The following is a 24,788-nucleotide window of genomic DNA, read 5'->3' on the forward strand; positions in this document are numbered from 1 at the left end:
TGACTAAGTACAAGATCCTCTCTCCTCCAAGCGGATTTTGAATCATCCTATAACCTGCGGATGCTCGGCATCCCGGGTATTTTGAATAGAGCTTTGTCCGATGCTGCATACTAACACCATTACTGTGGGAGGATGTGGGAATAATGCGGACATATGCAAACAAAAAAGCCATCATGCTTTGCGTGGCAGCTATACTGATATTCGCCTCTCCCCTATTCCTTCTTGGAAACGACGCCCATATCCGAGTGCATGATAATCTCGACTCCAACCTCGCTTGGTATAAAGTACTCGCTGAAAGCGGACAAATATTTGGCGGAGTCCATGCAGTCATCCCCCAAATCATAGGCGGCCTGCCCCGGGATGCACTGGGAACGGAATGGACGCTGATCGTTTGGCTCCATGCCTGGTTTCCGACGATGACCGCTTATGCAATCAGTCAGCTGCTCACCCGGCTGATTGCATTTGCCGGGATGTATTTGCTGCTTCGCACACATGTCATCCGCAACATCAAAGCACATTGGATTGCGGCTCTTGTTTCCCTCGCATTCGCCCTTACACCATTTTGGCCATCCGGGATGCTCAGCACGATGGGGCATCCCTTGGCGCTATGGGCTTTCCTATCCATACGCGCAAATAAAGCGAGCTGGAAGCATTGGATTGCGATTTCTTTATTGCCGCTATACGCCAGTTTCGTTTTGGGATTCTTTTTTTTCCTTGCGCTCATGGGAATCATTTGGCTGATTGATCTGATTCGTTATCGCAGGCTCAATCTGCGTTTCTTGGGAAGCATCATCTGGATGACAGCTTTATTCCTGGCAGCGGATTACCGGCTCGTCTATACCATGATAGCTGGCTCAGAAACCATGCATCGGGTTGAATTCGTGTCCTCCAGACAGGAATTCGACCAGACACTCCGCTTGTTCTGGAAAAACTTCGTGCTGGGACATAATCATGTGATGACCCTCCACACCGTCATCATTTTGCCGGTGCTGGCGATTGCTTTGCTTACTGTTCTCTTTAGCAGGCGACGGACAAGGCCCATGAACATCTATCTCGTCCTGACGGGATTGAATTTACTCCTATCATTTTGGTATGCCCTCTGGTTCAACAAAATTTGGAAAATACCAAAGGAGCATATCGATTTGCTTTCTGCATTCAACTTTGCCCGCTTCCACTTCCTGCGGCCGCTTGTCATCTATGCAAGCTTCGGGTTGGCTTGTTATCTGCTTTGGCAGCTTGGTAAGCGGGGTATACGCGTTTTTGTTTATATTTGCCTATGCTTGCAGCTTATCGTATTGGCATTATCCAATGAAGAAATCGTGTATGGCCTTTATAAGGATACACCTTCCGTCGGGGCTTTTTATGCTGTGGAACAATTCAGCGAAATCCGCGAGTATATCGGGATGCCCCAACATACTTATAAGGTGGCCAGCATCGGCTTGCATCCCGCCATCGCTCAATACAACGGTTTTTACACTGTCGATACATACAACAACATCATCCCATTGAGCTACAAGCACCGTTTCCGTGAGGTCATTGAAGATGAATTGGCAAAAAGCAAGGATCTGAAACGCTATTTCGATGAGTGGGGGAGCCGATTATACATTTTCTCGGCCGAGCTCGGAAAGCATTATGATTTCCGTAAAGACACCGATCGCACAATCAAGGATCTCGATTTGAATGCAGAAGCGTTACGGCATTTAGGCGCATCTTATGTGCTCTCATCGGTCTTGATCGACAATGCGGATGCCAATGATCTGCAATACGAACGGAGCTTCGATCATCCCGATTCCGCTTGGATTGTCCATCTATATCGAGTACGTACGGAAGGAGAGAGCAAATGACTGCTTCATTACCTGTACTGACATTGGTCATTCCCTGTTATAACGAAGAACAAATCCTGACAGACACATGCTCCAAGCTTACCTCCACCTTGGCAGCGTTGATGCAGGAGCAGCTTATCTCACCTGCAAGCACGATTTTGTTCGTCGATGATGGCAGCAAGGATGACACTTGGCAGCTGATCAAGATAGAGCATCTGGCCAATCAGCTTGTCACGGGTATCAAATTGGCCGCTAATGCAGGCCATCAGCGAGCCCTGCTTGCTGGCATGCTGCATGCGAAGGATTACTCCGATTGTGTCATTACATTGGATGCTGATTTACAGGACGACATATCGGTGATAAGGACTTTCGTGCTCCGCTACCTCGAAGGCTATGAAATCGTTTATGGCGTACGGAATGATCGTACATCCGATACCGGTTTCAAGCGAAATACCGCTGCAATCTTCTATCGGGTGATGGAAATGCTCGGAATCCGGCTGATATCCAATCATGCCGATTATCGGCTGCTCAACAGACGGGCCCTTACAGAATTAAGTCGTTACAGCGAATCAAAGATATTCCTCAGGGGAATCATTCCGCAAATCGGGTTTCGCTCCGATATCGTGACGTATGAGAGAAAGCCCCGGCTTGCCGGAGAAACGAAATATCCATTGAGGAAAATGCTCAATTTCGCCTTTGAAGGCATCACTTCATTCAGTGTCGCTCCTATCCGTCTCATTGTGGCAGTCGGCTTCCTCCTTTTCCTTGTCAGCATAATGGCCGCAGGGTATGCAGCCATACAAAAAGTATTCGGCAATCCGGATGCGGGCTGGACTTCCCTGATCATCTCCATTTGGCTGCTCGGGGGATTGCAGCTCATGGCAATCGGTATCATCGGTGAATATATTGGTACGATTTTTGCTGAAGTAAAGAAGCGTCCTTTATATACGATCGATAGCATCCTAGGACAAATGCGCAAACGAGACAGCCATAACTTAACGAAAACTTAACAAAAATTTTGCATACCAGCGACTTTTCTGTTAGAATATCTTACAAACAGGATACCCCCAAAATATTTCTGTTTTGTTTGCTGCTGTGTGCTCAGTAGCAATGAAAAAGCCACTCTTCCGAGTGGCTTTTTTGCTTTCATCAATCTCCGCTGAGGCGCGTTTTACGAGCGCTCTCCGTCTGTTTTTCCACATACTTGCTATATTTTTTATGCCATACTTTTATGGAAATGAAATAAAGTACGATGTTTGCCGCGACAAGTATTGCAATCACCGGCCAGAACCACTTCGATACAGCTGCACTCTCGTAAGCTAATCCTATCGGGGAGAAGACGACATAAAAGATGACAATGGAAAAAATCAATGTGATCGATACAGGTATGGCATGCTTCCACGGGACAAGATGATCCTCCCCATTCTCCGCATAGAATATAGGTTTGATTGATTCCAGCGGCTTTACTTTGGCCATGATGAGCATAAACACAACCTCGATCGCCAACAGGATTCCATACACATGGATATAATTGATGCCCGGATCCCAGTCAAATATCTGCCGGAATCCCCATACCATCATATAATAAGCAACGACATGGAAGATGATCACCACTTTAGCCGCCGAAGAAGGAACACGCTTGAAAATCATACCCATCAGCACAATGACCAGAATCGGAATATTGAAGAAACCTGTAAACTGCCTGATAAGATTCCATAACCCATCCGGTGCATACATCAGAAATGGCGCCACAAAGAAGGAAACAAGTGCAATGATGATCCCGAGGATCTTGCTGACCTTGATCAATTTATCATCTGAAGCATCCGGATCGAAAACAGGCTGGTAGATATCCAGCACCAGTAAAGTGGCGACACTATTCAGGATGGAGTTAAAGCTGCTCAGAACAGCCCCGAATAATACAGCGAGGAAAAAGCCCAGCATCCATACCGGCAATACATCCCTGACAAGAGTCGGATAGCTCAAATCCCCATTCCGGATGGAATCGCCATACAAATGGAATGCGATGATTCCAGGTATCAGCATGAATATCGGAACCAAGAGCTTCAGGTAACCTGTGTAAAGGACACCCTTTTGTCCTTCCGCCAGATTCTTTGCCCCTAAAGTACGCTGGATGACGTATTGGTTCAGCGCCCAATAAAACAGATTGGCAAACAGGATACCCGTAAAGATGGAGAAGAACGGAACATTGTCTGTACTGCTTCCAATGGCATTCAGCTTCTCCGGGCTATTCTGCACAATATGCTTCATCCCATCCACCATATTTCCGTTTCCAAGCAGGATAAAGCCAAGTATCGGGACAAGAAAGCCAATGAAGACCAAGCCTATTCCGTTCAGCGTATCCGATACCGCCACCGCCCTCAGTCCGCCAAATATCGCATAAATGGCACCTATGATGCCGACGAACCAAACCGTCAGCCACAATGCTTGTGTATATGAAATGTTCAGAAGCTCCGGAAGATCGAATAATTGGAGGACGGATACACCGCCCGAATAGAGCATGGAAGGGATTGTCACACACATATACCCGAGCAGGAACAAAATGACGGTCAATCGCCGCACGGTCTCATCATACCGTTTGCTCAGGAATTCCGGGATGGTGGAAATCCCGATGCCGAGGAACTTCGGCAGCAGGAAAATCGCCATGACGATGGCTGCCAGACCAGCTGTCACTTCCCATGCCATACCGGACATATTGTTTGTGAAGCTTTGTCCGTTCAGTCCGATCAGCTGCTCGGCCGATAGGTTCGTCAGCAGCAAAGACCCGGCAATGAATACACCCGTCAAGCCGCGCCCGGCAAGGAAGTACTCATCAGCCGTGCTGACATTCCCTTTCGTCATATAGTAGGATACGACTGCAACCAGTGCCATGAAGAAGGCACAAGACAGCAAGATAAAAAAGATTTCACCAATACTGAACATGCGATCACCCTTTAAGTAAGATAGCCTGATTTTTCGTCAGATATCTATTAAGTAACCGTTATCAAGCTGCCGGAAACCTATATCTCCCTTTTATTTCCGTACGTATACCAGCTCATATCGATTTTCTTCCCGCAATGCGATCCAAGCTAATTGCAGCTCCAGTACATCGGCAATCCGCTCCTTTGCTTGTCCATCAGAAACTGGTTCCCCGTGTTGAATAGCAACCGGCACTCTGTCGATGATACATTCCCTGACCAGTCCGGAATGGATACCGACATGGATGCTCGCTTCCACTCCTTCAACAGGAATACCAGACTTCGTATAAGCAAAAAGGAAGATGTATGCCGGCTCGAGCTCATCCTCGATTGCCGTATCCGCGGCCAGCTGTGCACCTGCGTGTTTCCACTCTTCCAAAGGCTGGTCTGCGACTGCTGCAAGAAAGCGGACGGCCTGCTGCCTTAGCTCCTCCTCCGTCCATTTCCTGTCTCTGCTCCATGGTGTGGCCCCAGAGTAAAACAATATATCCTGATTCTTCCGGACGGCAACCTGGTCTGGTATTTCCTCGATTGGATGCTGATCCACAATGGATTTCTCCGCCCAAAGCTGTACACCATGTCCGTTATGATAATTGATGAAGTCATCCGTCACACCCATCAAACTTGCCCAATCCCCCGGTTCAGCTTCCATCTCGATATCCGAAAGCATCGGCGGAAATTCAGCATATAGTATCGTACCGTCTGCATGCACACCAATAACCTGATCCGACAGCTTATAAACTGCCTCGTCACCTTCGGCCGCAAGCATGATCGGTGCTTCAGCAAGCAATTTCCCTTTCGCTTCCTCAACATCCATCACTGCCTCACCGCCGATCAACTCATACGGCATACGATAAAGCTGTGCTGCCGTTACGAATCCCGAATCGTGCACCTCTACCGATAATCCCGCCCCGGGTATCGGCAAGCGGTGAATCGGATCCGTTTCTGCAAGTCGGATCACTACGCTATTTTCAGCTTGTTCCTCTTGGATTGCATCAGCTGCTTCCGGATAAAAAACACCAGCAAATCGTTCGGCAATCTTCCGTGCATCGATCCCGGCTGCTGCTGGCAGCATCATCTGTAAATCAAATCCGATAAGGCCGCCATTGCCATCTATATCCACCACTCCGCAAGGCTCCCCTTCGGCTGTCAATAGACGGAGAGAACTGCCCTCTGCCGAAAACTGCACGTCAGCAGGAATGAATCCCTTTAGTTTCTGTATCAATTCCTTCATCCATAAACCCCTTTTCACTTGAGTTCTATCATTATGTCATATAAATGAAAAGAGACACAACAGCTGCTGCTGTCATGCCTCTTTGTCACTGTCCATGCAGGACCAATCTCACAGTCGACCCTACCGGATCCATCAATGTATATAGATTCTTATCTTTTTTAACCGATAATCCGGCCGCCTCTGCCCTCGCTGCTGCTGCCAGGAGTTTCTTTTCATCCGGAAAGACGATACTGAACCAATCCATACCAGCTTCATCCGGATTGATGGAAGGAGCATTGGATCCATGCCATGTATTCAGCCCAATATGATGATGGTAGTTTCCCGTAGATACAAATAAGGCACCAGGATATCCGGATACGACTGTCTCGAAACCGAGTACATTATTATAAAAAGCAGCTGCTTCACCTAAATGGCGCATGTATAAATGGATATGCCCTATGATGGTACCATCCGGAAGACCATGCCATTCTTCCTCGGATGCTTCTTTCAATAAACTATCTCCATCAAGCGGATCAGTTGTCATCTGTATCTCTCCATCATGCCATTTCCAGCTCGTGTCCGGCTTGTCTGCATATATTTCAATACCATTGCCATCGGGATCATTCAGGTAAATCGCTTCACTGACGCCATGATCGGATGCGCCGAATGGCACTCGATTCAGCACGTAATATTTCACAAGATCAGCTAAATCCGCCCTGGATGGCAGCAGCAGCGCAAAATGATATAAGCCAGCATGACGATCCGGTTTTCTTTTAAGCCCTTTTCCCTCCTCAAGATAAAGCAGGACTCGGCCTTCCGTTCCCAGCGATACATTCCCTTGCCACTCTTCTATGATTCTCAAACCAATAACTTTTGTATAATACGCAACAGATTGTGCTAGATCTGCTACACGGAGTTTCACTTGACCAATATAAGTCAGCGGTGGTTGTTGATAATGCATACAGGATCCCCCTACACTTACTTTATGTAAGCAAGTATATTTAAGATATTTATTTACGTCAAGTAACAAAAAAGGACACCACGCAATGCGTGATGTCCTTTTCGTTTTATGGCATCAATAGACCAACAATCGTTGCAGATAGGAAGCTGACAAGCGTAGCACCATAAAGCAGCTTCAAACCGAATTTCGCTACAACATTCCCTTGTTTTTCGTTCAACCCTTTCACCGCACCGGCAATGATCCCGATGGAAGAGAAATTCGCAAAGGATACAAGGAATACAGATACGATGGCAATAACGCGTTCACTGAAAGCAAAATCTCCGCTAGATAGAGTCTGCATCGCAACGAACTCATTGGATACCATCTTTGTAGCCATGATGCTTCCTGCATCAACAGCTTCCGTCCAAGGCACACCCATCAGGAATGCGAATGGAGAGAATATATAGCCAAGCAGGTCTTGGAAGCTGATGCCAAAGATTCCGGAGAAGATACCGTTGATCATAGCAATCAGCGCAACAAAACCAATCAGCATCGCAGCAACGACAATGGCTACTTTGAAACCGTCCAAGATATATTCCCCGAGCATTTCGAAGAAGGACTGCTTCTCGCCTTTTTCTTCCTCGATCATATCTTCTTTCGGATCTACATCGTAAGGATTGATGATGGAAGCAATGATGAATCCGCCAAACAAATTCAGTACAAGTGCTGTCACTACATAACGCGGATCGAGCATTGTCATATACGATCCGACAATGGACATGGAAACCGTGGACATTGCAGATGCGCATAGCGTATACAGACGATGACGCGGCAGCAATGCCAGTTGTTTCTTCAAGGAAATGAATACTTCTGATTGGCCCAGAATCGCAGATGCAACCGCATTATAGGATTCCAGTTTACCCAAACCGTTCACCTTGCTCAGTGCCAGACCGATATATTTAATGATGAACGGGAGTATTTTCCAGTATTGAAGGATACCGATCAAAGCTGAAATGAATACAATCGGCAGCAGTACATTCATGAAGAATACAGAGCCTTCGAAATTCACCAACCCGCCAAAGACGAAAGTGATCCCCTCAGCGGCATATTTAAGTAAAAGATTGAAACCGTCTGAAATTCCTTTCACCAAAATATTACCCACTTCGGTGCTCAATAAAATGTACCCAAGCACGAGCTGCAAGACGATCATGATGATGATCGGACGAATCTTGATCTTTTTTCTATCGGAGCTGGCAATCCAAGCCAATCCCAGAAATACGAATAAACCAATGATGCCGATAATATAACTCATGTTGTTCCCCTTTCGCATATATAGCCAAAACTGCGACGATGTTAGTCATCAAAGTAAAACATATTTTTCACAACGAGTCCTATTATGCCACATTAATTAAACAATACGTAGAACCATATAAAAAATAAATCTATTCGCAATATTCTAACTACCATGCCCAATTTTACAGTCTTGTCCAGGATGGACAAGACTGCCTGTCAGTGCGAGGAATCCATGCTTAAAACGACCATTTCATCATAGGTGACAGCTTCTCTTAGTTTAGCAGCTGTCGCCATGGATATACGTTCTTCTTGCACATATTCATGAATGGCATCCCGCTCCATCCGGATTGCACGCATCCGGAACTTATATAGCTGCTCCTGGAATGCTTCATCGATTTCGAAAGAACGATATCGCCCAATGATCTTTTTATTGTATAACTGCGTCACAATCAAGGATTCATGCCGATTTGAGGAATCGGTCTTCTCCCGGATAGCATCAATCGCTGCCTGGGCACCGGAAATCCGCATATATTTCAATTCATTCCTGATATCCGGATTTCCCCTGAGAAGCTGCTCAGCATGCAGATCCCAGTTCTCTTTCCATTGCTTACGGAACTTACGGCGGATCCGGGCTATTTGAAATGCTCGTTTCATCCTGCTGAAGGTAGTATTGACAATGTATTGCTCCGGCTGGGTGATCAGTACCTGATACAATTGATAAGCTTCTTCAGAAATGGCATTTTTCGCTGCCATGTCCTCCATGCGTCCCTGCTCTGCTTCCCTTCCGACTGTGATCAAGGATTCGATCGTCTGCTTATTCGGATCCTGCAATATCCCTTTTTCCAAATCCACAAGCTGTTCTTCCAAGTCCCGGATGACCAAGTTGACAGATAGCTGTGTCTCCCTGACTGCCTCCGCCTGCAGCTGGTTGATCGTCTGCTGCAGGATCAGACGGTATGCTTCCTTAAAAGGCAGCAGTCCATCATCATCCTTCACCGGTTTCGGAATCATGATCGGCAGCGCAACAGCTGCGAATATCAAACTGAGCAGGATAACTCCTGTTGCCACGAACAAGACAGTATTCCGCATCGGGAACAGCGACCCATCATCGAGATAAAAAGGTATGGACAAAGCCGTTGCCAATGTTATCGTGCCATGAATCCCGCTTGTAGCCATGATGAGGGCATAAAAGCCGCGTCCTGCATTTTCGTTTTCCTCTTCCCTTGGTACAACTTGGTTCCCGATTGCAAAGCGCTCCATCCGGCTCTTCGGAGGTGTCGTAAAAGGTTTATACAAACTATACACCCATAGGAAACGGATGCAGAATAAAGCAAGGAAAACGATGAGGATGACACCAAGCAAACGGCTCATGGCAATTTCATCCGTATCCTGAATTCCCTGATATACTTCAGGCAGCAAGAATCCTAACAGGACAAAAACGAGTCCATTCAATACATATTCAACGATTGTCCATGTATTATTGGACAGGATTTGCAGCTTGGTCGTCGTCTGCTGCAGACGATCACGCTCGATGCCATGAATGATACTGGCGGCTACCACTGCCAGAATGCCCGACACATGCACTTCTTCTGCAATGACATAAAGGAAGAATGGTGTCATCACCTGGAGGACAATGAGCATGGAGTCGTCCTGGAATCCATATTTCATCAATTGCAGCCTGATGGTGACAATCAGATATCCAGCCACCGCCCCAATGACCAGTCCGCCTATGGAGACGAACAGAAATTCACCAGTCGCTCCCCCGATTGAAAAGACACCGGTCAGCGCAGCGGCAAGTGCCACCTTGAACGATACGATACCAGCTGCATCATTCAGCAGTGACTCCCCTTCCAGTATCGGCATTACATTCGATGGCAGCTTCAACCCACGCGTTATTGATTTTACGGCTACATTATCGGTCGGTGAAATCGTTGCAGCCAGAGCAAAAGCCACTGCAAGCGGCATGGATGGAATCAGCCAATGGATCAAATAACCACCGATTCCGACTGTAAGGAATACAAGTCCAAATGCCAGCAATATAATCGGTGTCCGCAGCTGCCACAATTCTTTCCGCGAGGCTTTTTGCCCTTCACTGAACAGAAGCGGCGCGATAACACAGATCATGAATAACTCCGGCTCGAATTCAAGGGACAAGTGAAGCGGAAGTAAAGACGCCGCCAAACCCAGAACAATCTGAATCAGAGCCAGCGGCAGAGGCAATATCTTACTTACTGCGGTCGAAAGGATGACCGCCAACAATAAAACGAACAATACTGTGAAAAAACTCATGTTCCCTGCCCTGCCTAACTTCTATAATATTAGCTAGTTTACCATGATTCGATCCTTTTCAAACCTAAAAAGACCGCTGCCTTTGGAAGGAGCGGCCCTGCTATTTTTAGAAGAAGGTCATTTGATAGGAAGCCCTGAAAGCTGTTTCCGGCGCAAGCTGCTGTATTCCTGTCTTTTGGGATAAAACTCCCGTGGTATCCGTCGTATCGGCGATTCCAAACCAAGGTTCGATACAAACGAAAGGAGCCATCGTCCCCTCCTGTGCATCATACTTGGACCAGATTCCGACGTACGGAAAACCTGGCAATGCAACCGCCACACCATTCCCCTTGCTGGATTGGAGGCGTACCTCCTCTATGTCATCGTACACCAGCGCATCATTCCCGAATAGCGCTGCCTGAATCGGCACAGCTGGCAGTACAGCAGGCTGTCCCTTCTTGCGGATCAATCCATCGACAAGCTCATAAGACGTGACTTGCCCATCCTTTACAGGCTTCAAATGAAGCTTATAATCAGCAGCATCTTCATCTGGTTTAAGCGGGACGCGAAAGGCAGGATGAGCTCCTATGGAGAAGTACATTGTCTTGTCCTTTTCCAGATTATCCACCTTCCAATCCACATACAGCCGATCCTCTTCCAGACGGTAGCCTATCTCCACGCGGAATTCATATGGGTATACGTCCTGGTACTTGCCGTTGGATTCCAAGAAGAATGCTGCAGAACCATCCTGTGCCTCCTTCACTCCAAAGACGGCATCCCGCAGGAACCCATGCTGCGAAAGCTCATATATCTTATCTTCGGCAGTATAGCGTCCGTCCTTCAAACGTCCGACAATGGGGAACAGGACAGGAGAGACCCGACCCCAGTAAGCAGGATCTCCGCTCCACATATAGGAGAGCCGGGTACCCTTATGCAGCACACTTCTCACTTCTGCTCCCATTTCCGCAATCTCGACGCTCAACGATTCATTTTCGATACGGATCATGCTTGTCCCGCCTTCAGGATCTTCTTCCGAATCGCTTCTGCAACGCCATGTGCATTATTGGATGTCGTAATGAAATCGGCGGCTTCCTTCACAGCAGGAATGGCATTTTCCATGGCCACACCGCAGCCGGCATATTGAATCATGGACAAATCGTTACCATTATCCCCGATTGCCATTACCTCTTCCCGCTTGATCCCGAGCTGTTCGGCAAGCTGCTTCACTGCACGCCCTTTACTGGCCTCAGGATGTAGAATTTCATAGAAATACGGCGCGCTTTGGACCATCGTATAACGTGCTTTCCAGTCATCCGGTACATTGGCTATCGTCTCGCTTAAGCGCTCCGGCTCGTCGATGAACATCACTTTCGGTACGAGTACATCCCGGGGGATCTCATCGACAGCCCGGTAGTGGAGCGGCATCTTCGTCATGAATGATTCCAGTATTGTATAGTTGCTGATATCACGGTTCGAAGTGTACAGGTTTTCAGAGTCGAAATAATGCATCGGCGTACCGAGCTTCAGACTGAGCTGATGTAAATCGATGAAATCATCGTAAGATAAGGACAGCTGGGAGACGACCTCATTTGTATGGGCATCCTGGACAAGCGCACCATTGAAGGCAATGACAAAATCCCCATCTTCATTCAGAATCAATTCTTCTAAATAGCGGTATACGCCATGAATCGGCCTCCCGGTACATAAAACGATTTTCACACCCAGCTTTTTAGCTTCCTGGAGCGCCTCATGCACCTCCCTCGTCACTTCATGCTGATCATTCAATAATGTTCCATCCATATCTATTGCTACAAGCTTATACATACTATATCCCCCTTTATTTGTTGGCTGCTATGTATTCTCCCCTATTTAGTATATCGAAAGTAGACACGCTTAGGTGCTATAAACCTTTATAATAAGCTGCGATTTTGCCGAGGAAAGTACAGCCATTCTTCGTAAATACGCGCTGCATCGGTACATTATCGTCGTGGGTACTGCCTTCATATACAGCTGCGCCCATATCCTTGAGCATCCTAAGACTGGTAGCATGCACGATTTGCCCCAGTCCCTTCCCCTGTGCTGAAGGGAGGATGCCGATATAATAGATGCGGCCTTCCTTGTCTCTTCCCGGCTCCAGATGAGGGATCGTCATGGCAACCGGCATCTCTCCCTGATAGACGATTCGGCAGTTCAAACGCCAGCTTTCGCCCAGAAGTGTTCTCACATCATGCAGCTGTTCCTCTATCGAACGAGCAGAGGATCGATTTGCCGACTGTGCCATACAGGATTTCCAGATCTTTAGGAATCTTTCTTCATTTGTTTCCCCCATTCCGATAGCTTCCCAACGATAACACTCGGGAAGCTGCTATTCATCTGTCAGCTGTTTGCCATAGAGATGCTTCCTGGAAAATAACTCATATTCATAATCGAGTAAAAGGCAATGCAGGGTGCCATGACCTTCGTCTTCCAGACACAGAGTCACTCGAGTATGAACGGAAGAGGTATTTCCCATGACACGTTCCGCATCCTCCAGCAGGCAGCGCAGTCCTTTTGCGGAGGCTTCACCGATTTGCTCGATATGAACTTGGTCCGGAAACAGCGTACGCCGAAAACCTGTAAGCGCCTCTACCATTTCAATCCATCCAACAGCTGCTGCAGTCGGGTTATCTCTTCTGCAGAAATATTCCATTGAGCTATTTCCTGCTTGATGGAAGCCAATGTGCCATATTCCCTGACGAATCCATTCAGCCGTGCTGTGAGTATGGAGGAGTGAAATGCTGTTTCATCCGAAAAATGATGCATCAGCTGCTCTGTCGTCCTTTTGAAACGTTTTAAGTAATACTTCTGATGATGCGGCTCGGCCTCGGTGAAATCATGCAAGGGAGAGATTTCGGTATGAATCACCTCACCTTGTTCACCTTCGAGCTGGCGTTTCACGGTTTCCATCATTATTTTCTGTTCAGCATTCCGATATAGCAGGAGACTGATATACTGCCTTTCCTTGTAGACGGGACGGTTCGGATTATGATCACTCCAGAATTTGCGTAGCAGCTGCTCGAGGGAGATTGCTTCCGGATCAAAGGTGACTTCAACCGTTTCTGTATGATCTCCCATCTGCCGATATGTCGGATTGGTCTTTGTCCCGCCCGCAAAGCCTACCCTGGTCCGTATGACACCTGGCAGCTGACCAAAATTTGCCTCCGGGCTCCAGAAACATCCCATTCCGAAAACAAGTGTATCCGTCTGCTTATTTTCTAACATACGCTGTTCGATTTCTTGTATTTTTACATCCATTTACCAATCCACCCTTTCAGTAATCATCCGCAGAAGCAGATGTACCTAATGCGAATATTCCCTTTATCCGGCTGATGATTCACTCATCCATCCAGGTTCCATTTGAGATACAGGACTTTCCAGGCTGGGGGAGAGTCACCCTGCTTTTTAGAATGAGCAGGCTTACAGGAAATCGGTTCACACTTGTCAGATTATCAGATATCAATTTTGCGAGTGCCCGAAAAGATCTAAACGAGCGGGTACCATCAACTTGACCTATGCCCTTCCTTCGTCAGTCCGTTTGCTTTATACTTGGAGCAATAGATAGAAAGAAGGGATTCATTTGCTGTTCCGCCCATGTATCGATTTACATAATGGTCAGGTAAAACAAATTGTCGGCTCTTCGATTACAGCCGAGAACGATCATGTCATCGAGAATTTCGTATCCGCATATGATTCTGCCTACTATGCTGATCTCTTCAAGCAGAAACAAATTGCAGGCGGACATGTCATCATGCTCGGTCCGGGCAATGAGCAGGCTGCCAAGGAAGCACTGCAGGCCTATCCCGGAGGCTTGCAAATCGGCGGAGGCATCCATGCTGATAATGCAGCAGACTTTCTTGATGCCGGCGCCAGCCATGTCATCGTCACCTCTTATATCTTCCATGATGGCATGCTCGATGAAGAACGGCTGCGTAAAATCACTGCAGCTGTCGGCAAGGAACGCCTCGTCATCGATCTAAGCTGTACGCATCATGACGGTAAATGGTTTGTAGCCACCGATCGCTGGACCAAGCGCAGCAGCTACGAGGTCAATGCAAGGAATCTGGAGAAACTGGCAGCATCCTGTGATGAATTCCTCATCCATGCTGTCGATGTCGAAGGGAAACGGAATGGCATCCAAGAAGAGCTTGTTTCCCATTTGGCCGCGCATATGCCCATTACAGCAACATATGCAGGAGGTATTCGATCCCTTGACGATATCGACCTTTTCCGAAAGCTGACAGATGATCGGATGTGCTACACAATCGGCAGCGCCTTGGATTTATTCGGAGGCGATATTCCATTGGATGCCGTATTGGAAAAGGAAAACAGGTAAAGACCCTTCCGAAAACGGAAGGGCCTTTGTTCATTTCAGTTTATCTGTAAAATTCGAAAGCAAATCCTGTGCTTTCTCAGTGAGGTTTCCAACGACATCGTCTGCTTGGTCCGCCAAGCCCTGCGCAGCTTCCGTTCCTTGTTCAGCCGCATCTTGACCTAATGCTGTTCCTTGTTCAGTAAGCTCCGCAGCTTGATCCGCTAAATCATCAACGCCTGCCGCTTCCGTCACTTGATCGGCAGCTTGCTGCGCCTGCTCGGTCACTTGGTCGCCGTTCAGCAGCTCACCCGCTTTATTGACAAGCTCTTCTGGTGCTATATCACTTATCTTATTGCCGATAAGCTCTTTTAAGGAATCAAAAATACCCATATTAACACCTCCTATGGGTTCACTATATGGCATATGGGCAGCACACACAACTCAGACGTAAAGATTCCCACGTAAAGAATCTGTGAACATTCTACAGCTGTGCAGTATATTCCCATACATCCGCCAAAGATGATTCCAAGGAATGATTCGGCTGCCAGCGAAGAGCCCTTATTTTTTCCGCCTTCATCGGCAGCTTTATTTCCATTGCCTCTTCCGTTTCCGTGTGAATGGTAAAGTCAAATTTGCTCACTGTACGGAAAACAGACAGCACCTCTCCCAACGATACCCAGCGTCCGGACGTAATTTCATACGTTTCCCCGGATTCTCCATCAAGAAATAATGTCTCATAAGCCTCCACCAAATCCCGTACATCGATAAAGTCCCGCGTCACAGCCGCATTGCCAATCCGAAATAGCGTTTTCCCCGTTTCTTGATGCTGTCTCAGTTGCTTCGCAAATTGCGTACAGACGCCATTCGAAACGCCCGGACCTATTATATTGGATGGCTTGGCAATCATCACATCGATTTGAAATAAATTATGCCAGGCCAGCCCGACCGTCGTCTGCATTGTCTTGGTGAGACTGTATGGATGAGTCGGCGATGCTGCCCTGTCCAGCTCATCCTGCAGTACACTTCCAGCAATCACCAAGCGCGCCGGTAGCCCAAGCGCCCGAACTGCTTCGACAAGATGAAGGGTCGATCCCACATTTGCTTGCCAGCTTTTGTATGGTGTTTCCCAGGATTCCGGTACACTATTCTCTCCTGCCAGATGCAGGATATAGTCTGGTTTTGCAGCTTCCAGCAGCCGATGGACGGCTTCCTTATCACTCAGGTCAAGCGGGTGAATATGCAGTGCCTCTTGAACGATATCCAGCTTTGTACGCCGAATCACTGCATGGACGATGCAGCCTTTCTTCAGAAAGTGCCGTACTGCATGCTGACCAGTGAAGCCGCTGGCTCCCGTAATCAAAATACGCTTACTCATACGTACCTCCTGTCAGATAAGGTGGACATCCTGAAATAACTGTGCCCACAAAGCATTATTCCCTTCCCATATCTCCCCGTCCGGAAGCTCCACACTATACACATCATCGATAGGCCAGTGTTTTTCCACAATCCCGGAAACAGGACCATGATTTACGACCAGAATCCGAAAATCATTTGCAATGATGGAACGCAGGACCCGCTGAAGCTCCGCTGTATCTTCAAGGGTTGCATTCGTCCTGACGAACAATATTCGCTGGGCTGTCATCAGTCTATCCAACAGCCGATTCACCCTGCGATCCAGCTTTTCTTTTACGCTGGGATATGCCGTAAGCTGGTTCAAGCTATTATTAGCCGTATCGAAGTCGTGATTTGACATGACGAGGTTCCTGTCATCCGATACCAGAAGCATTTTATCCGTCGCATATCCAACAATGCGCAGATTCTCCAGCAGCATGAAATCGCTGAATCGCTTTTCAAACAGTTGTATTACGCTTGTAAGCAGGGGCGTGCCCATCCAATCAAGCGGACCGGAAAATGGCCGGAGATTATTCTTTTTCATTTGGATCGCCCCAAGGCATAAATCTCCCAGACTGAATACTGCATCATAGCCGCCCTTTATTAATTCGTTTCCCACAGCATTTAACCCCTTTCGCAATCTTCCCTCCTAATATATAGATTCATCTGCCGATCATTTCGAAAGAGCAAACTGTCCAATTGCCGGAAAATTACGATCGATACCATGTTTCATGGATACCGCTTGCAAGATCGATGATCGGCTTCCATTTTAAATGACTGATTGCTTTATCATTGCAAAGACAGCTATGCGTGATATCCCCATTCCGGCTCCGTGTGAATTCATGAACCAAGGAGGGATCTATCCGTCTGAAGCATTCCACTAGATCCAAGATGGAATGGCTCATTCCTGTACTTGCATGATACATGCCGCTCTCCTTTTGCTGCATGGCGGCTATATTGGCAGACACGATATCTTCCACAAAAATGAAATCTCTGGATTGAGTGCCATCCCCGTGGATCATGATAGGTTCTTTGCGCATCAATTTTTCCAGGAAAACTGCCACAACACCACCCTCGCCCTTCGGCTTCTGACCAGGGCCGTAAACATTTCCATAACGCAGGATGGTATAGGGGAGCTGATAGAATCGATGGAATAGCTGAATGTATTTCTCAGCTGAAAGTTTGGACAATCCATAATAGGAGATGGGTTCAGGAACATCCTCTTCTTTGACGATGTGCTTTTGGATATTGCCGTAGACGGCGGAAGTAGAGGCAAAGATGAATTTCTTAACGCCGGATGTCCGGCTTGCTTCCAGCATATTAATGGTACCGCCGATATTTACATCTGCATCCTGTACTGGTGCAAGGATGCTTTTTGTCACATCTGCCTGAGCAGCAAGATGAAACATGATATCAGGCTGCTCTTCCAAGACTACGCGATATGCATCTGCGCTTTTCACATCAAATTGAAAAAGCTTCACTTCCTGCGGCAAATTCGATTCATCGCCTGCAGAAAGATCATCCAAAACAAGTATTTCATGCCGTTCATGCAGTAATTTTTTTACAAGGTGAGAGCCAATGAATCCTGCTCCTCCTGTCACCATCACCTTCATCTTTGACCTCCCCCATCAGCTGTCCGGCGCAAATCTTTTATAGATTTCCAAAAGCCGGTCCACGCCAGCTTCCATCGACCAGTGCTGCTTCCCCCATTCGCTCGCCTGCTCGCCCAGGACCTTTCGATATGCCTCATCATCCAGCAAGGTTTCCATTGCACTCTGTAAAGCTGCAGAATCAGCCTTCGGCACAATCAAACCAGTAACGCCATGATCAACCATCTCCGGCAACCCGCCTGCATCGGATACGATGACAGCTTTTCCGCTAATCTGTGCTTCAATCACACTGAGCGGCTGATTATCCATGAGGCTTGGGAGTACACAAATATCCGCCAGTTTCAAAAGGACAGGGACATCTTCCCGTTTACCTAGAAAAAGCACCTTATCATGCAAGCCTGCAGAAGTCACAAGGGCTTGAAGATGCTGCTTCCGATTACCTTCCCCTAAAATCCAGCATACCCAGTCATCACGATCTTTCATGGAAGCCAGTGACTCAATAAGGTAATCCACACCCTTTAATTCAATGAGCCTGCCAGCATAAACTATTATCTTCTTATCCGGAGGTGTCTGTATCGTAGTTGGTTTGGCTTGCTTTTCCAGGAAAGATTCTATGGAGAATCCATAATGCTGCTTTTCAAATTGGTCTTCAGGTACTCCGAATTCTTCGGATAAAATCTGCTGGAGCCAATCATTCGCAACGATCGTCACATCCGCACTGGATGCACCCAAGCTTTCGATCTGATCGAAATATGCCCGTGCAAGTTCAGATGTCGGGGACTTATGGATCGTCTCAAGCTGATGACGTATCTCATGGGAAACCAATCCATGCAGCGTGGCAATAAGCGGGATATCTTTAGGCCGCGCCCTATCCAATGCCACCGTGGAAATGACATCATGTGTATGGATGATGTCATATTTATCAAGTCCGAATTCCGCTGCAGCCAGCTCATACGTGTAACGCTGTATTTCTGTGTACTCTACCAGGTGATTCTGATACACCTTCGGAAAGCTGTCTTTCTTCAAGATGCTGTATATATAAGAAGACCAGCGATCCTTCGGGATGACCTGATCGTTTCCGGAGAGCTGGACATAGGTATTCTCTCCGCCATACCCCATGATATCGACACTATGGCCCAACTCCTCCAATCTGCGCTTCAGCTGGGAAACATAATTCCAAACGCCGCCAAGATGCGGAATAGACCAATAGGTCGCCAATAAAATTTTCATTTCAATAACCTCCAATACCTTATAAAAAACGTCCTGCCATAAGCTTTAAACAGTATATGGCAGATAACGGATCATGTGCTTGCCATAAAAAAGCTTCCTGCTTGACAGGAAGCCTCGGATCAACCCGATATAGCAGCCAGGATATCCAGGTCCGGTATGGTGATCCTGCTGCTGTTTATCTGAATGGACCTTGTACCATCCGCATTGACTTCTGTTCTATAGCCATGCACATGATCAGGCTGAAAAGGAGCTGGCGTTGCCGGAACAAGCGGCGGTGGTGCAACTGCTTCCCGGACTTCTGGCAACGATCCTTCGGCATGTATGTCTGTACTTCCGGCAGCTGGAGGATTCGCACTGTCCACGAATGGTGCAGGTATGCTTCCGGCTGCTGAATGGCTTGGCGCTGCGTCACTTGCCGGTTCACTTACAGCCGGGCTGATTACGGATGCTGCATCACTTACAGGGGCGCTGATAAGCGGGCTGAAAGCGGACACCGGATCCACGGCCGGCTGCCCGGCTCCGGGAACCGCTTCTTGGACTGGAGATACCATATTTTCTGCAGACTCATGCACTTTCTCCTCCAACTCTGGCTTTTTCTTGACCGAAGATGGAAACGGGACAGGGAAGCCCCTGCTTGCCGAGAATGCCCCTCCCCAGATTGTACCGCCTCCCCGGGAGTTCACTGCTGCTCTGCCATATAATCGCGTCGGTATTTTATTCGGCACTTTCATCATCCTTTCCAAAGCCAGTATATGAGGAGCATGCTTCTTTGTTATTGCTCAAAGTAAAAAATGTCATCCTGTGCTTATATCCAATCCCTTTTCTTAAGCAGCCATATACTAATCAACGAAAATACGCTTGGAAGGAATATGGCGGTTTTAAAGGAGGTTATTTGTGAAGATTTTAACTGTCTTAGGAACACGACCTGAAATAATCCGGCTATCCATCATCATCAAGAAGCTGGATTTGCTGGCAGATCACGTCCTGGTTCACACCGGGCAGAATTACACCTCCAACTTGAGCGATGTTTTTTTTCAAGAAATGCAGATCAGGAAACCCGATTACATCCTCTCCCAAAGTCAGCAGAGTTTAGGGGAACAATTAGCCACGATGTATAAGGAATTGGAAACCATACTGGAGACGGAGAAACCGGAAAAAGTCCTTGTACTCGGGGATACGAACAGCGCGTTGAGTGCCTTGCTTGCAGAACGGATGCATATCCCTGTCGTGCACATGGAAGCAGGCAATCGATGCTTTGACTTGGAGGTTCCAGAGGAGAAAAACAGGCGCGTCATCGATGCAATTTCCAGCCTTAACCTTCCTTATACACCTGGAAGCAGGGAAAATCTGCTGCGGGAGGGACTGCCGGCTAATCGCATTGTCGTCTCGGGAAATCCCATATTTGAGGTATTGCACCATTACAGACCCAGCATCCAAAAAAGCCGCATCTTAAAAGAGCTTAAGCTGAAGAAGCAGCAATACTTGCTGACGACGATACATCGGGCAGAGAATGTCGATCACCCTGACAGGCTGCGGACCATTATGAATGGACTGAGTACCGCGGCAGAAAAACTGAATAAACGTATGATTTGCAGCATCCATCCTCGTACACGATCGAAAATCGAACAATTAAAGGATATGACATGGAGTCCGCTTGTGGAATTTCATGAGCCCTTTGGCTTCTTCGATTTTGTCGCACTTGAACAGCAGGCTCTGCTGGCACTTACGGATAGCGGCACCGTCCAGGAGGAATGCTGTCTGTTCCATGTTCCGACAGTGACCGTGCGCAGGACGACAGAACGGCCAGAAACGGTTGCTTGCGGAAGCAATATCATATCGGGCATCGATGCAAAAGCAATCGAGCGTTCTGCTGTCATCATGGCATCAGCCTCGAAAGATTGGGAGTTTCCTGAAGGATATGCAGACCGATACGTTTCTGACAAAGTGATCAAAATTATTTTAGGAGGTTTGGAAATTGTTTAAGGATAAAACGATTTTCATTACGGGGGGTACAGGTTCTTGGGGGTATGAACTTGTCAAGCAGCTCCTTCTGCATCGTCCGAAGGAAATCCGCATCTTCTCCCGTAATGAATCACATCAATTCACCATGAAGCAGGAATTTGACAATAACCCGAAACTGCATTTCAAAATCGGGGATATCCGTGATCGCGAGGCCTTGATCGAAGCAACGGAAGGCGTGGATTACTTATTCCATCTAGCAGCACTTAAGCATGTGCCTGTTTGTGAAGACCAGCCATTGGAAGCTCTTAAAACGAATGTCATAGGAACACAGCATGTCATTGATGCTGCCATTCATCATAATATCGATAAAGTAATCTATATTTCGACCGATAAGGCATCCGATCCGGCCAACTTCTATGGCCTGTCCAAAGCTATGGGAGAACGATTGATCACCCATGCCAACAAACTCCATGCGAATACGACCTTTGTTTGCATCCGCGGCGGTAATGTTCTCGGCACAAATGGCAGCGTCATCCATGTCTTCAAAAAAGCCATCCGGCAAAAAAACAAAATCGGTATCACCGATCCAGAGATGACGCGATTTTTCCTTACAGTGGAGGATGCCATCAAACTGGTGTTCAAAGCGACCTTCGAAGCTGTCGGCGGGGAAATATTCATCATGAAAATGCCGGCGATCAAAATTACCGATCTCGCAAAAGTCCTGTCAGAGGCATCAGGTGCATCGGATGTCGAATTCGAAATATCGGGGATCCGCCCCGGGGAAAAGATCCACGAGCTGCTCTTGACCGTCAACGAGAGCCATTCCGCAATTGTTTATGACGACCGCTACTTTGTCATCCTGCCCGATGTGAAGACAAAAGAAATAACGGATTACTACAAGGACTATAAAAAAGTCGAGATCACCGATTACAATTCCAGCCAGAACCTGCTGTCACATGAGGAAATCAAAAGCATGCTGGTCAAGGGTGGTTTTATTTAATGAAGATACTCGTCCTCGGCGGGAATGGTATGGCGGGGCATGTCATATATAAGTACCTGCGCAAACAGCCGGATTACGATGTTCATTACACTTCCCGCGATCGTACGGATAAAAGCAGCATCTACCTCGATGCCGTAGATACTCCAGCATTGGAGAAACTGATAAATACGCTTGAACCAGCTATTGTCATCAATTGCATCGGGATCCTTAACGATGCAGCCGAGCAGAATCCGCTTCTGGCCTTCCGCGTCAACAGCCTGCTCCCTCACCAGCTGGCGGCATTCATGGAAAGAAAAAATGGACGCTTGATCCAACTCAGTACCGATTGCGTTTTCTCGGGTAAAACCGGTCAATACAAAGAGACGGACTTTCGCGATGGAACTTCCGTATATTCACAATCCAAGCAGCTTGGAGAAATAACATCACACCCGCATCTGACCATTCGCACCTCCATCATCGGACCGGAACTAAGAAGGAATGGCATAGGGCTTTTCCATTGGTTCATGAGTCAAAGCGGTGAGATCAAAGGATTTGAAAGGGTCTACTGGAATGGAGTGACAACACTCGAATTGGCAAAGGCAGTGGATTTCTTCATCCAAAAGCAGACGAGCGGCCTTTACCATCTATGTCCGGACGAAAAGATCAATAAACACGACCTGCTGCAGCTGATCAAGGAAATCTACCAAAAAGACGACATCCGAATTGTTCCGGATGCCGCACACGTGCTGGATCGGTCGATTGTGAATACAAGACAGTCGCCTGCTTATGCTGTACCCGGCTTTCGAGACATGCTGGAGGAACAGAAGCAAATTTATCCATTACTCCTATCCTGAACACCTAGTTTTAACAGCATTTGTTTAAAAGAAGCTGCATAATTTTCATAACTGAATCTTTCTTTGATATGCCGGAGTGCATTTTCCCGGATAAAGGTCCGCTGATCCATGTTCGCCATCAATTCCTTCGTCTCTGCCAGCGCCGAATCCAGATTGCCCAGCTCATAATATTTACCTGTCTGGTTATGAATGATGGCCCGGCGGACACCATCCGAGTCTGTTGTCAGTACAGGACAGCTGCAGCTCATGGCTTCGATGACTGCATACCCTGCACTTTCCACTTTGGAAGTTGCCAATAAAAATCCTCCAGAATCACCGATCATGGAGAAATAATAGGGCATATCCTCATGTGGAACATCCGGGAATATGGACAGATGATTCCTCAGCTGCAGGCTGTCCAACATCTGTTCAAATGCGAAAAGTTCGCTTGGTGCAGCCAAAGATGGATCATGGAACATATAAAATTGCAAATCAGTCCGATATTCAGAAATGAGTTTATGACATATCAGAAGGAATTCACGCCAGTTCTTGTTATCCTCCAGCCTGCCCACCCAAGCAATGATCGGCTTTTCCGAGGTGATGCCAGGCATATACGCAAATTCATCCGAATCAAAGCAAATATCAAAACCAAAGGTCGGGGTTGCCGGATACAGCTGCTGGTAAATTTCAGCAATGTGCTCCGTCATCGGATGCAGCAATGCATTAGCATAATTCCTGACGATCGGAACTGCCATCTGCAACTGTAAATATGCATTTTCCTTAGGACCGAATCCTTGAGCTTCCAAGATAAGCTTCCCCTTGAAGCCCAGCCGCCGGAAACGAGGGAAGCTTAAAAAATCGGAAGTTATGATAGCTGCATCAAAATCATTACTATCGAATATTTGCTTTATATCTGTATCTTCATTGGTTATATATAACGGAGCTCCGTGATCATTCACTAATTCACGGCGTTTTTCATAATACAGGAAATGTGAAGAGATGCCCTCCAATTCCAAGGCAGCTCTTCTCTGTCGATTGAGTGTTTCCACCCCGCCGCTTGGCACATAAAATACAAATAATACTTTCATATCCTGCCTCCTTTAGTAGGCGTGCAATATCCATTTCATGTATATGCACGCAGGTTGAAAAAATATGTTAAATAGGAGGAGCAGCAATGCTTCCGAAAGTAACGATCATCATTCCTTTTTTCAATGATAAATATGTCCCTTTCGCCATCCAGAGCGCCTTGGATCAGACTTATCCCAATATAGAGGTAATCGTGGTTGACGATGGCTCCACACAGGAAGTCGATAAAATCAGACCTTATCTGAATTATATAACTTACCTGCGGAAAGAAAATGGAGGAACAGCAACTGCGCTCAACCATGGGATTGAGCATGCCGCCGGGGAATATGTGGCATGGCTAAGCTCTGATGATATATTCCTTCCGCATAAGATTCAAATGCAAATGGACTATATGACTGCCAACCATTCATTGGTCAGCTTTTCCAACTACCATCTGATTGATAAAGATAATCAGGTATTCATTCCTTGGTGCGGCAAACGCTTTAGTCCTTTGAACAACGCAAAGGAAGTTTATGAATCTTTCCGTATGGAAAACCCAGTCAATGGCTGCACCACCCTGATTCAAAAAGAAATATTCGATAAAGTTGGCAAATTCAATCCGGGATTCTTGTACACGCACGATTATGATATGTGGTTCCGGATCCTGCTAAATGGCTTCCATATGCATTATATCGATCAGGCACTCATCCAATTCCGTTCGCATGAAGAATCCGGAACATCAAGATTCCAGCCCCAAATACTGCATGAAATGAAAACCATCGAAGGACATTACCGTCCGATTTTAGATGAATACTTGGAAAAATACGCTACATTTTAGTAAAAAGGAGCAATGA

General features: G+C 47.1%; 24 protein-coding genes. 7 read left to right on the forward strand and 17 right to left on the reverse strand.

What is annotated here, in order from left to right:
- Positions 1–143 precede the first annotated feature (143 nt).
- Positions 144–1,844, forward strand: a complete 1,701-nt coding sequence (locus CHH53_RS01725; protein ID WP_095214404.1) for a DUF6044 family protein — start codon at positions 144–146, stop codon at positions 1,842–1,844.
- Complete coding sequence (locus tag CHH53_RS01730; protein ID WP_095214405.1) at positions 1,841–2,833, forward strand: glycosyltransferase family 2 protein; 993 nt, start codon at positions 1,841–1,843, stop codon at positions 2,831–2,833. Before CHH53_RS01725 ends, CHH53_RS01730 begins: the two co-directional genes overlap by 4 nt.
- Before the next feature lie 139 nt (positions 2,834–2,972).
- Here the strand turns inward: CHH53_RS01730 and CHH53_RS01735 are convergent, their stop codons facing one another.
- From CHH53_RS01735 to CHH53_RS01780, 10 genes are all read right to left on the reverse strand, one after another.
- Positions 2,973–4,763, reverse strand: a complete 1,791-nt coding sequence (locus CHH53_RS01735) for a solute:sodium symporter family transporter (RefSeq protein ID WP_095214406.1) — start codon at positions 4,761–4,763, stop codon at positions 2,973–2,975.
- A 90-nt stretch (positions 4,764–4,853) separates the two neighbouring features.
- On the reverse strand, positions 4,854–6,032 hold the full coding sequence (locus CHH53_RS01740; protein ID WP_095214407.1) for a hypothetical protein: 1,179 nt from the start codon (positions 6,030–6,032) through the stop codon (positions 4,854–4,856).
- 85 nt (positions 6,033–6,117) lie between these two features.
- On the reverse strand, positions 6,118–6,972 hold the full coding sequence (locus CHH53_RS01745) for a VOC family protein (protein ID WP_095214408.1): 855 nt from the start codon (positions 6,970–6,972) through the stop codon (positions 6,118–6,120).
- Positions 6,973–7,078: 106 nt separating this feature from the next.
- Complete coding sequence (locus tag CHH53_RS01750; protein WP_095214409.1) at positions 7,079–8,263, reverse strand: NupC/NupG family nucleoside CNT transporter; 1,185 nt, start codon at positions 8,261–8,263, stop codon at positions 7,079–7,081.
- Positions 8,264–8,460: 197 nt separating this feature from the next.
- Complete coding sequence (locus CHH53_RS01755) at positions 8,461–10,533, reverse strand: Na+/H+ antiporter (RefSeq protein ID WP_095214410.1); 2,073 nt, start codon at positions 10,531–10,533, stop codon at positions 8,461–8,463.
- A 106-nt stretch (positions 10,534–10,639) separates the two neighbouring features.
- Positions 10,640–11,518: an aldose 1-epimerase family protein gene (locus tag CHH53_RS01760; RefSeq protein WP_095214411.1), complete on the reverse strand. Its 879-nt coding sequence runs from the start codon at positions 11,516–11,518 to the stop codon at positions 10,640–10,642.
- Positions 11,515–12,336, reverse strand: coding sequence for a sugar-phosphatase (gene yidA / locus CHH53_RS01765; RefSeq protein WP_095214412.1), 822 nt, complete (start codon positions 12,334–12,336; stop codon positions 11,515–11,517). Before yidA ends, CHH53_RS01760 begins: the two co-directional genes overlap by 4 nt.
- Before the next feature lie 76 nt (positions 12,337–12,412).
- Positions 12,413–12,841 (reverse strand): GNAT family N-acetyltransferase, encoded by a 429-nt coding sequence (locus CHH53_RS01770; protein WP_095214413.1) that lies wholly within the window; start codon positions 12,839–12,841, stop codon positions 12,413–12,415.
- 36 nt (positions 12,842–12,877) lie between these two features.
- On the reverse strand, positions 12,878–13,144 hold the full coding sequence (locus tag CHH53_RS01775; RefSeq protein ID WP_095214414.1) for a hypothetical protein: 267 nt from the start codon (positions 13,142–13,144) through the stop codon (positions 12,878–12,880).
- The gene (locus CHH53_RS01780; protein WP_095214415.1) at positions 13,138–13,806 is read right to left on the reverse strand and encodes a peptide-methionine (S)-S-oxide reductase MsrA; all 669 of its coding nucleotides are present in this window, start codon (positions 13,804–13,806) and stop codon (positions 13,138–13,140) included. Before CHH53_RS01780 ends, CHH53_RS01775 begins: the two co-directional genes overlap by 7 nt.
- Before the next feature lie 322 nt (positions 13,807–14,128).
- Here CHH53_RS01780 and hisA point away from each other — a divergent pair, with 322 nt between their 5' ends.
- Positions 14,129–14,884, forward strand: coding sequence for a phosphoribosylformimino-5-aminoimidazole carboxamide ribotide isomerase (gene hisA, locus CHH53_RS01785; protein ID WP_095214416.1), 756 nt, complete (start codon positions 14,129–14,131; stop codon positions 14,882–14,884).
- A gap of 30 nt (positions 14,885–14,914) precedes the next feature.
- Here hisA and CHH53_RS01790 read toward each other — a convergent pair whose 3' ends face one another.
- The 6 genes from CHH53_RS01790 to CHH53_RS01815 all read right to left on the reverse strand — a co-directional run bounded on the left by CHH53_RS01790 (position 14,915) and on the right by CHH53_RS01815 (position 19,820).
- The gene (locus CHH53_RS01790; RefSeq protein ID WP_095214417.1) at positions 14,915–15,253 is read right to left on the reverse strand and encodes a hypothetical protein; all 339 of its coding nucleotides are present in this window, start codon (positions 15,251–15,253) and stop codon (positions 14,915–14,917) included.
- Positions 15,254–15,344: 91 nt separating this feature from the next.
- Complete coding sequence (locus CHH53_RS01795) at positions 15,345–16,238, reverse strand: NAD-dependent epimerase/dehydratase family protein (protein ID WP_095214418.1); 894 nt, start codon at positions 16,236–16,238, stop codon at positions 15,345–15,347.
- Positions 16,239–16,250: 12 nt separating this feature from the next.
- A complete protein-coding gene (locus tag CHH53_RS01800; protein WP_095214461.1) occupies positions 16,251–16,874 on the reverse strand; it encodes a DUF1796 family putative cysteine peptidase in 624 nt (207 codons plus the stop codon).
- Between the two features lie 91 nt (positions 16,875–16,965).
- Complete coding sequence (locus tag CHH53_RS01805) at positions 16,966–17,868, reverse strand: NAD-dependent epimerase/dehydratase family protein (protein WP_095214419.1); 903 nt, start codon at positions 17,866–17,868, stop codon at positions 16,966–16,968.
- A gap of 15 nt (positions 17,869–17,883) precedes the next feature.
- The gene (locus CHH53_RS01810) at positions 17,884–19,095 is read right to left on the reverse strand and encodes a glycosyltransferase family 4 protein (RefSeq protein WP_095214420.1); all 1,212 of its coding nucleotides are present in this window, start codon (positions 19,093–19,095) and stop codon (positions 17,884–17,886) included.
- A gap of 119 nt (positions 19,096–19,214) precedes the next feature.
- On the reverse strand, positions 19,215–19,820 hold the full coding sequence (locus CHH53_RS01815; RefSeq protein WP_143594449.1) for a hypothetical protein: 606 nt from the start codon (positions 19,818–19,820) through the stop codon (positions 19,215–19,217).
- 169 nt (positions 19,821–19,989) lie between these two features.
- On the opposite strand from CHH53_RS01815, the gene wecB reads away from it, so the two are divergent.
- Genes wecB through CHH53_RS01830 form a run of 3 tightly spaced genes read left to right on the forward strand, consistent with a single transcriptional unit; the run spans position 19,990 to position 22,890 of the window.
- The gene (gene wecB, locus CHH53_RS01820; protein WP_095214422.1) at positions 19,990–21,078 is read left to right on the forward strand and encodes a non-hydrolyzing UDP-N-acetylglucosamine 2-epimerase; all 1,089 of its coding nucleotides are present in this window, start codon (positions 19,990–19,992) and stop codon (positions 21,076–21,078) included.
- Positions 21,071–22,057 (forward strand): polysaccharide biosynthesis protein, encoded by a 987-nt coding sequence (locus tag CHH53_RS01825; RefSeq protein ID WP_095214423.1) that lies wholly within the window; start codon positions 21,071–21,073, stop codon positions 22,055–22,057. The genes wecB and CHH53_RS01825 overlap by 8 nt, the downstream gene beginning before the upstream one ends.
- A complete protein-coding gene (locus CHH53_RS01830; RefSeq protein ID WP_095214424.1) occupies positions 22,057–22,890 on the forward strand; it encodes a dTDP-4-dehydrorhamnose reductase family protein in 834 nt (277 codons plus the stop codon). Before CHH53_RS01825 ends, CHH53_RS01830 begins: the two co-directional genes overlap by 1 nt.
- Here the strand turns inward: CHH53_RS01830 and CHH53_RS01835 are convergent.
- On the reverse strand, positions 22,869–23,957 hold the full coding sequence (locus tag CHH53_RS01835) for a glycosyltransferase family 4 protein (RefSeq protein WP_095214425.1): 1,089 nt from the start codon (positions 23,955–23,957) through the stop codon (positions 22,869–22,871). The two genes, CHH53_RS01830 and CHH53_RS01835, sit on opposite strands and share 22 nt — an antisense overlap.
- Positions 23,958–24,043: 86 nt before the next feature.
- Here CHH53_RS01835 and CHH53_RS01840 point away from each other — a divergent pair, with 86 nt between their 5' ends.
- Positions 24,044–24,772: a glycosyltransferase gene (locus CHH53_RS01840; protein ID WP_095214426.1), complete on the forward strand. Its 729-nt coding sequence runs from the start codon at positions 24,044–24,046 to the stop codon at positions 24,770–24,772.
- Positions 24,773–24,788 lie beyond the last annotated feature (16 nt).

Origin of the sequence: Terribacillus sp. 7520-G (genome assembly GCF_002271665.1) — a bacterium.
In the GTDB taxonomy this organism is placed as follows: domain Bacteria; phylum Bacillota; class Bacilli; order Bacillales; family Amphibacillaceae; genus Terribacillus.

Coding starts and splice junctions, on each gene's coding strand:
- CHH53_RS01725 (WP_095214404.1), top strand. CDS start 144: ATGCGGACATATGCAAACAAAAAAGCCATCATGCTTTGCGTGGCAGCT.
- CHH53_RS01730 (WP_095214405.1), top strand. CDS start 1,841: ATGACTGCTTCATTACCTGTACTGACATTGGTCATTCCCTGTTATAAC.
- CHH53_RS01735 (WP_095214406.1), bottom strand. CDS start 4,763: ATGTTCAGTATTGGTGAAATCTTTTTTATCTTGCTGTCTTGTGCCTTC.
- CHH53_RS01740 (WP_095214407.1), bottom strand. CDS start 6,032: ATGAAGGAATTGATACAGAAACTAAAGGGATTCATTCCTGCTGACGTG.
- CHH53_RS01745 (WP_095214408.1), bottom strand. CDS start 6,972: ATGCATTATCAACAACCACCGCTGACTTATATTGGTCAAGTGAAACTC.
- CHH53_RS01750 (WP_095214409.1), bottom strand. CDS start 8,263: ATGAGTTATATTATCGGCATCATTGGTTTATTCGTATTTCTGGGATTG.
- CHH53_RS01755 (WP_095214410.1), bottom strand. CDS start 10,533: ATGAGTTTTTTCACAGTATTGTTCGTTTTATTGTTGGCGGTCATCCTT.
- CHH53_RS01760 (WP_095214411.1), bottom strand. CDS start 11,518: ATGATCCGTATCGAAAATGAATCGTTGAGCGTCGAGATTGCGGAAATG.
- yidA (WP_095214412.1), bottom strand. CDS start 12,336: ATGTATAAGCTTGTAGCAATAGATATGGATGGAACATTATTGAATGAT.
- CHH53_RS01770 (WP_095214413.1), bottom strand. CDS start 12,841: ATGGGGGAAACAAATGAAGAAAGATTCCTAAAGATCTGGAAATCCTGT.
- CHH53_RS01775 (WP_095214414.1), bottom strand. CDS start 13,144: ATGGTAGAGGCGCTTACAGGTTTTCGGCGTACGCTGTTTCCGGACCAA.
- CHH53_RS01780 (WP_095214415.1), bottom strand. CDS start 13,806: ATGGATGTAAAAATACAAGAAATCGAACAGCGTATGTTAGAAAATAAG.
- CHH53_RS01790 (WP_095214417.1), bottom strand. CDS start 15,253: ATGGGTATTTTTGATTCCTTAAAAGAGCTTATCGGCAATAAGATAAGT.
- CHH53_RS01795 (WP_095214418.1), bottom strand. CDS start 16,238: ATGAGTAAGCGTATTTTGATTACGGGAGCCAGCGGCTTCACTGGTCAG.
- CHH53_RS01805 (WP_095214419.1), bottom strand. CDS start 17,868: ATGAAGGTGATGGTGACAGGAGGAGCAGGATTCATTGGCTCTCACCTT.
- CHH53_RS01810 (WP_095214420.1), bottom strand. CDS start 19,095: ATGAAAATTTTATTGGCGACCTATTGGTCTATTCCGCATCTTGGCGGC.
- CHH53_RS01830 (WP_095214424.1), top strand. CDS start 22,057: ATGAAGATACTCGTCCTCGGCGGGAATGGTATGGCGGGGCATGTCATA.
- CHH53_RS01835 (WP_095214425.1), bottom strand. CDS start 23,957: ATGAAAGTATTATTTGTATTTTATGTGCCAAGCGGCGGGGTGGAAACA.
- CHH53_RS01840 (WP_095214426.1), top strand. CDS start 24,044: ATGCTTCCGAAAGTAACGATCATCATTCCTTTTTTCAATGATAAATAT.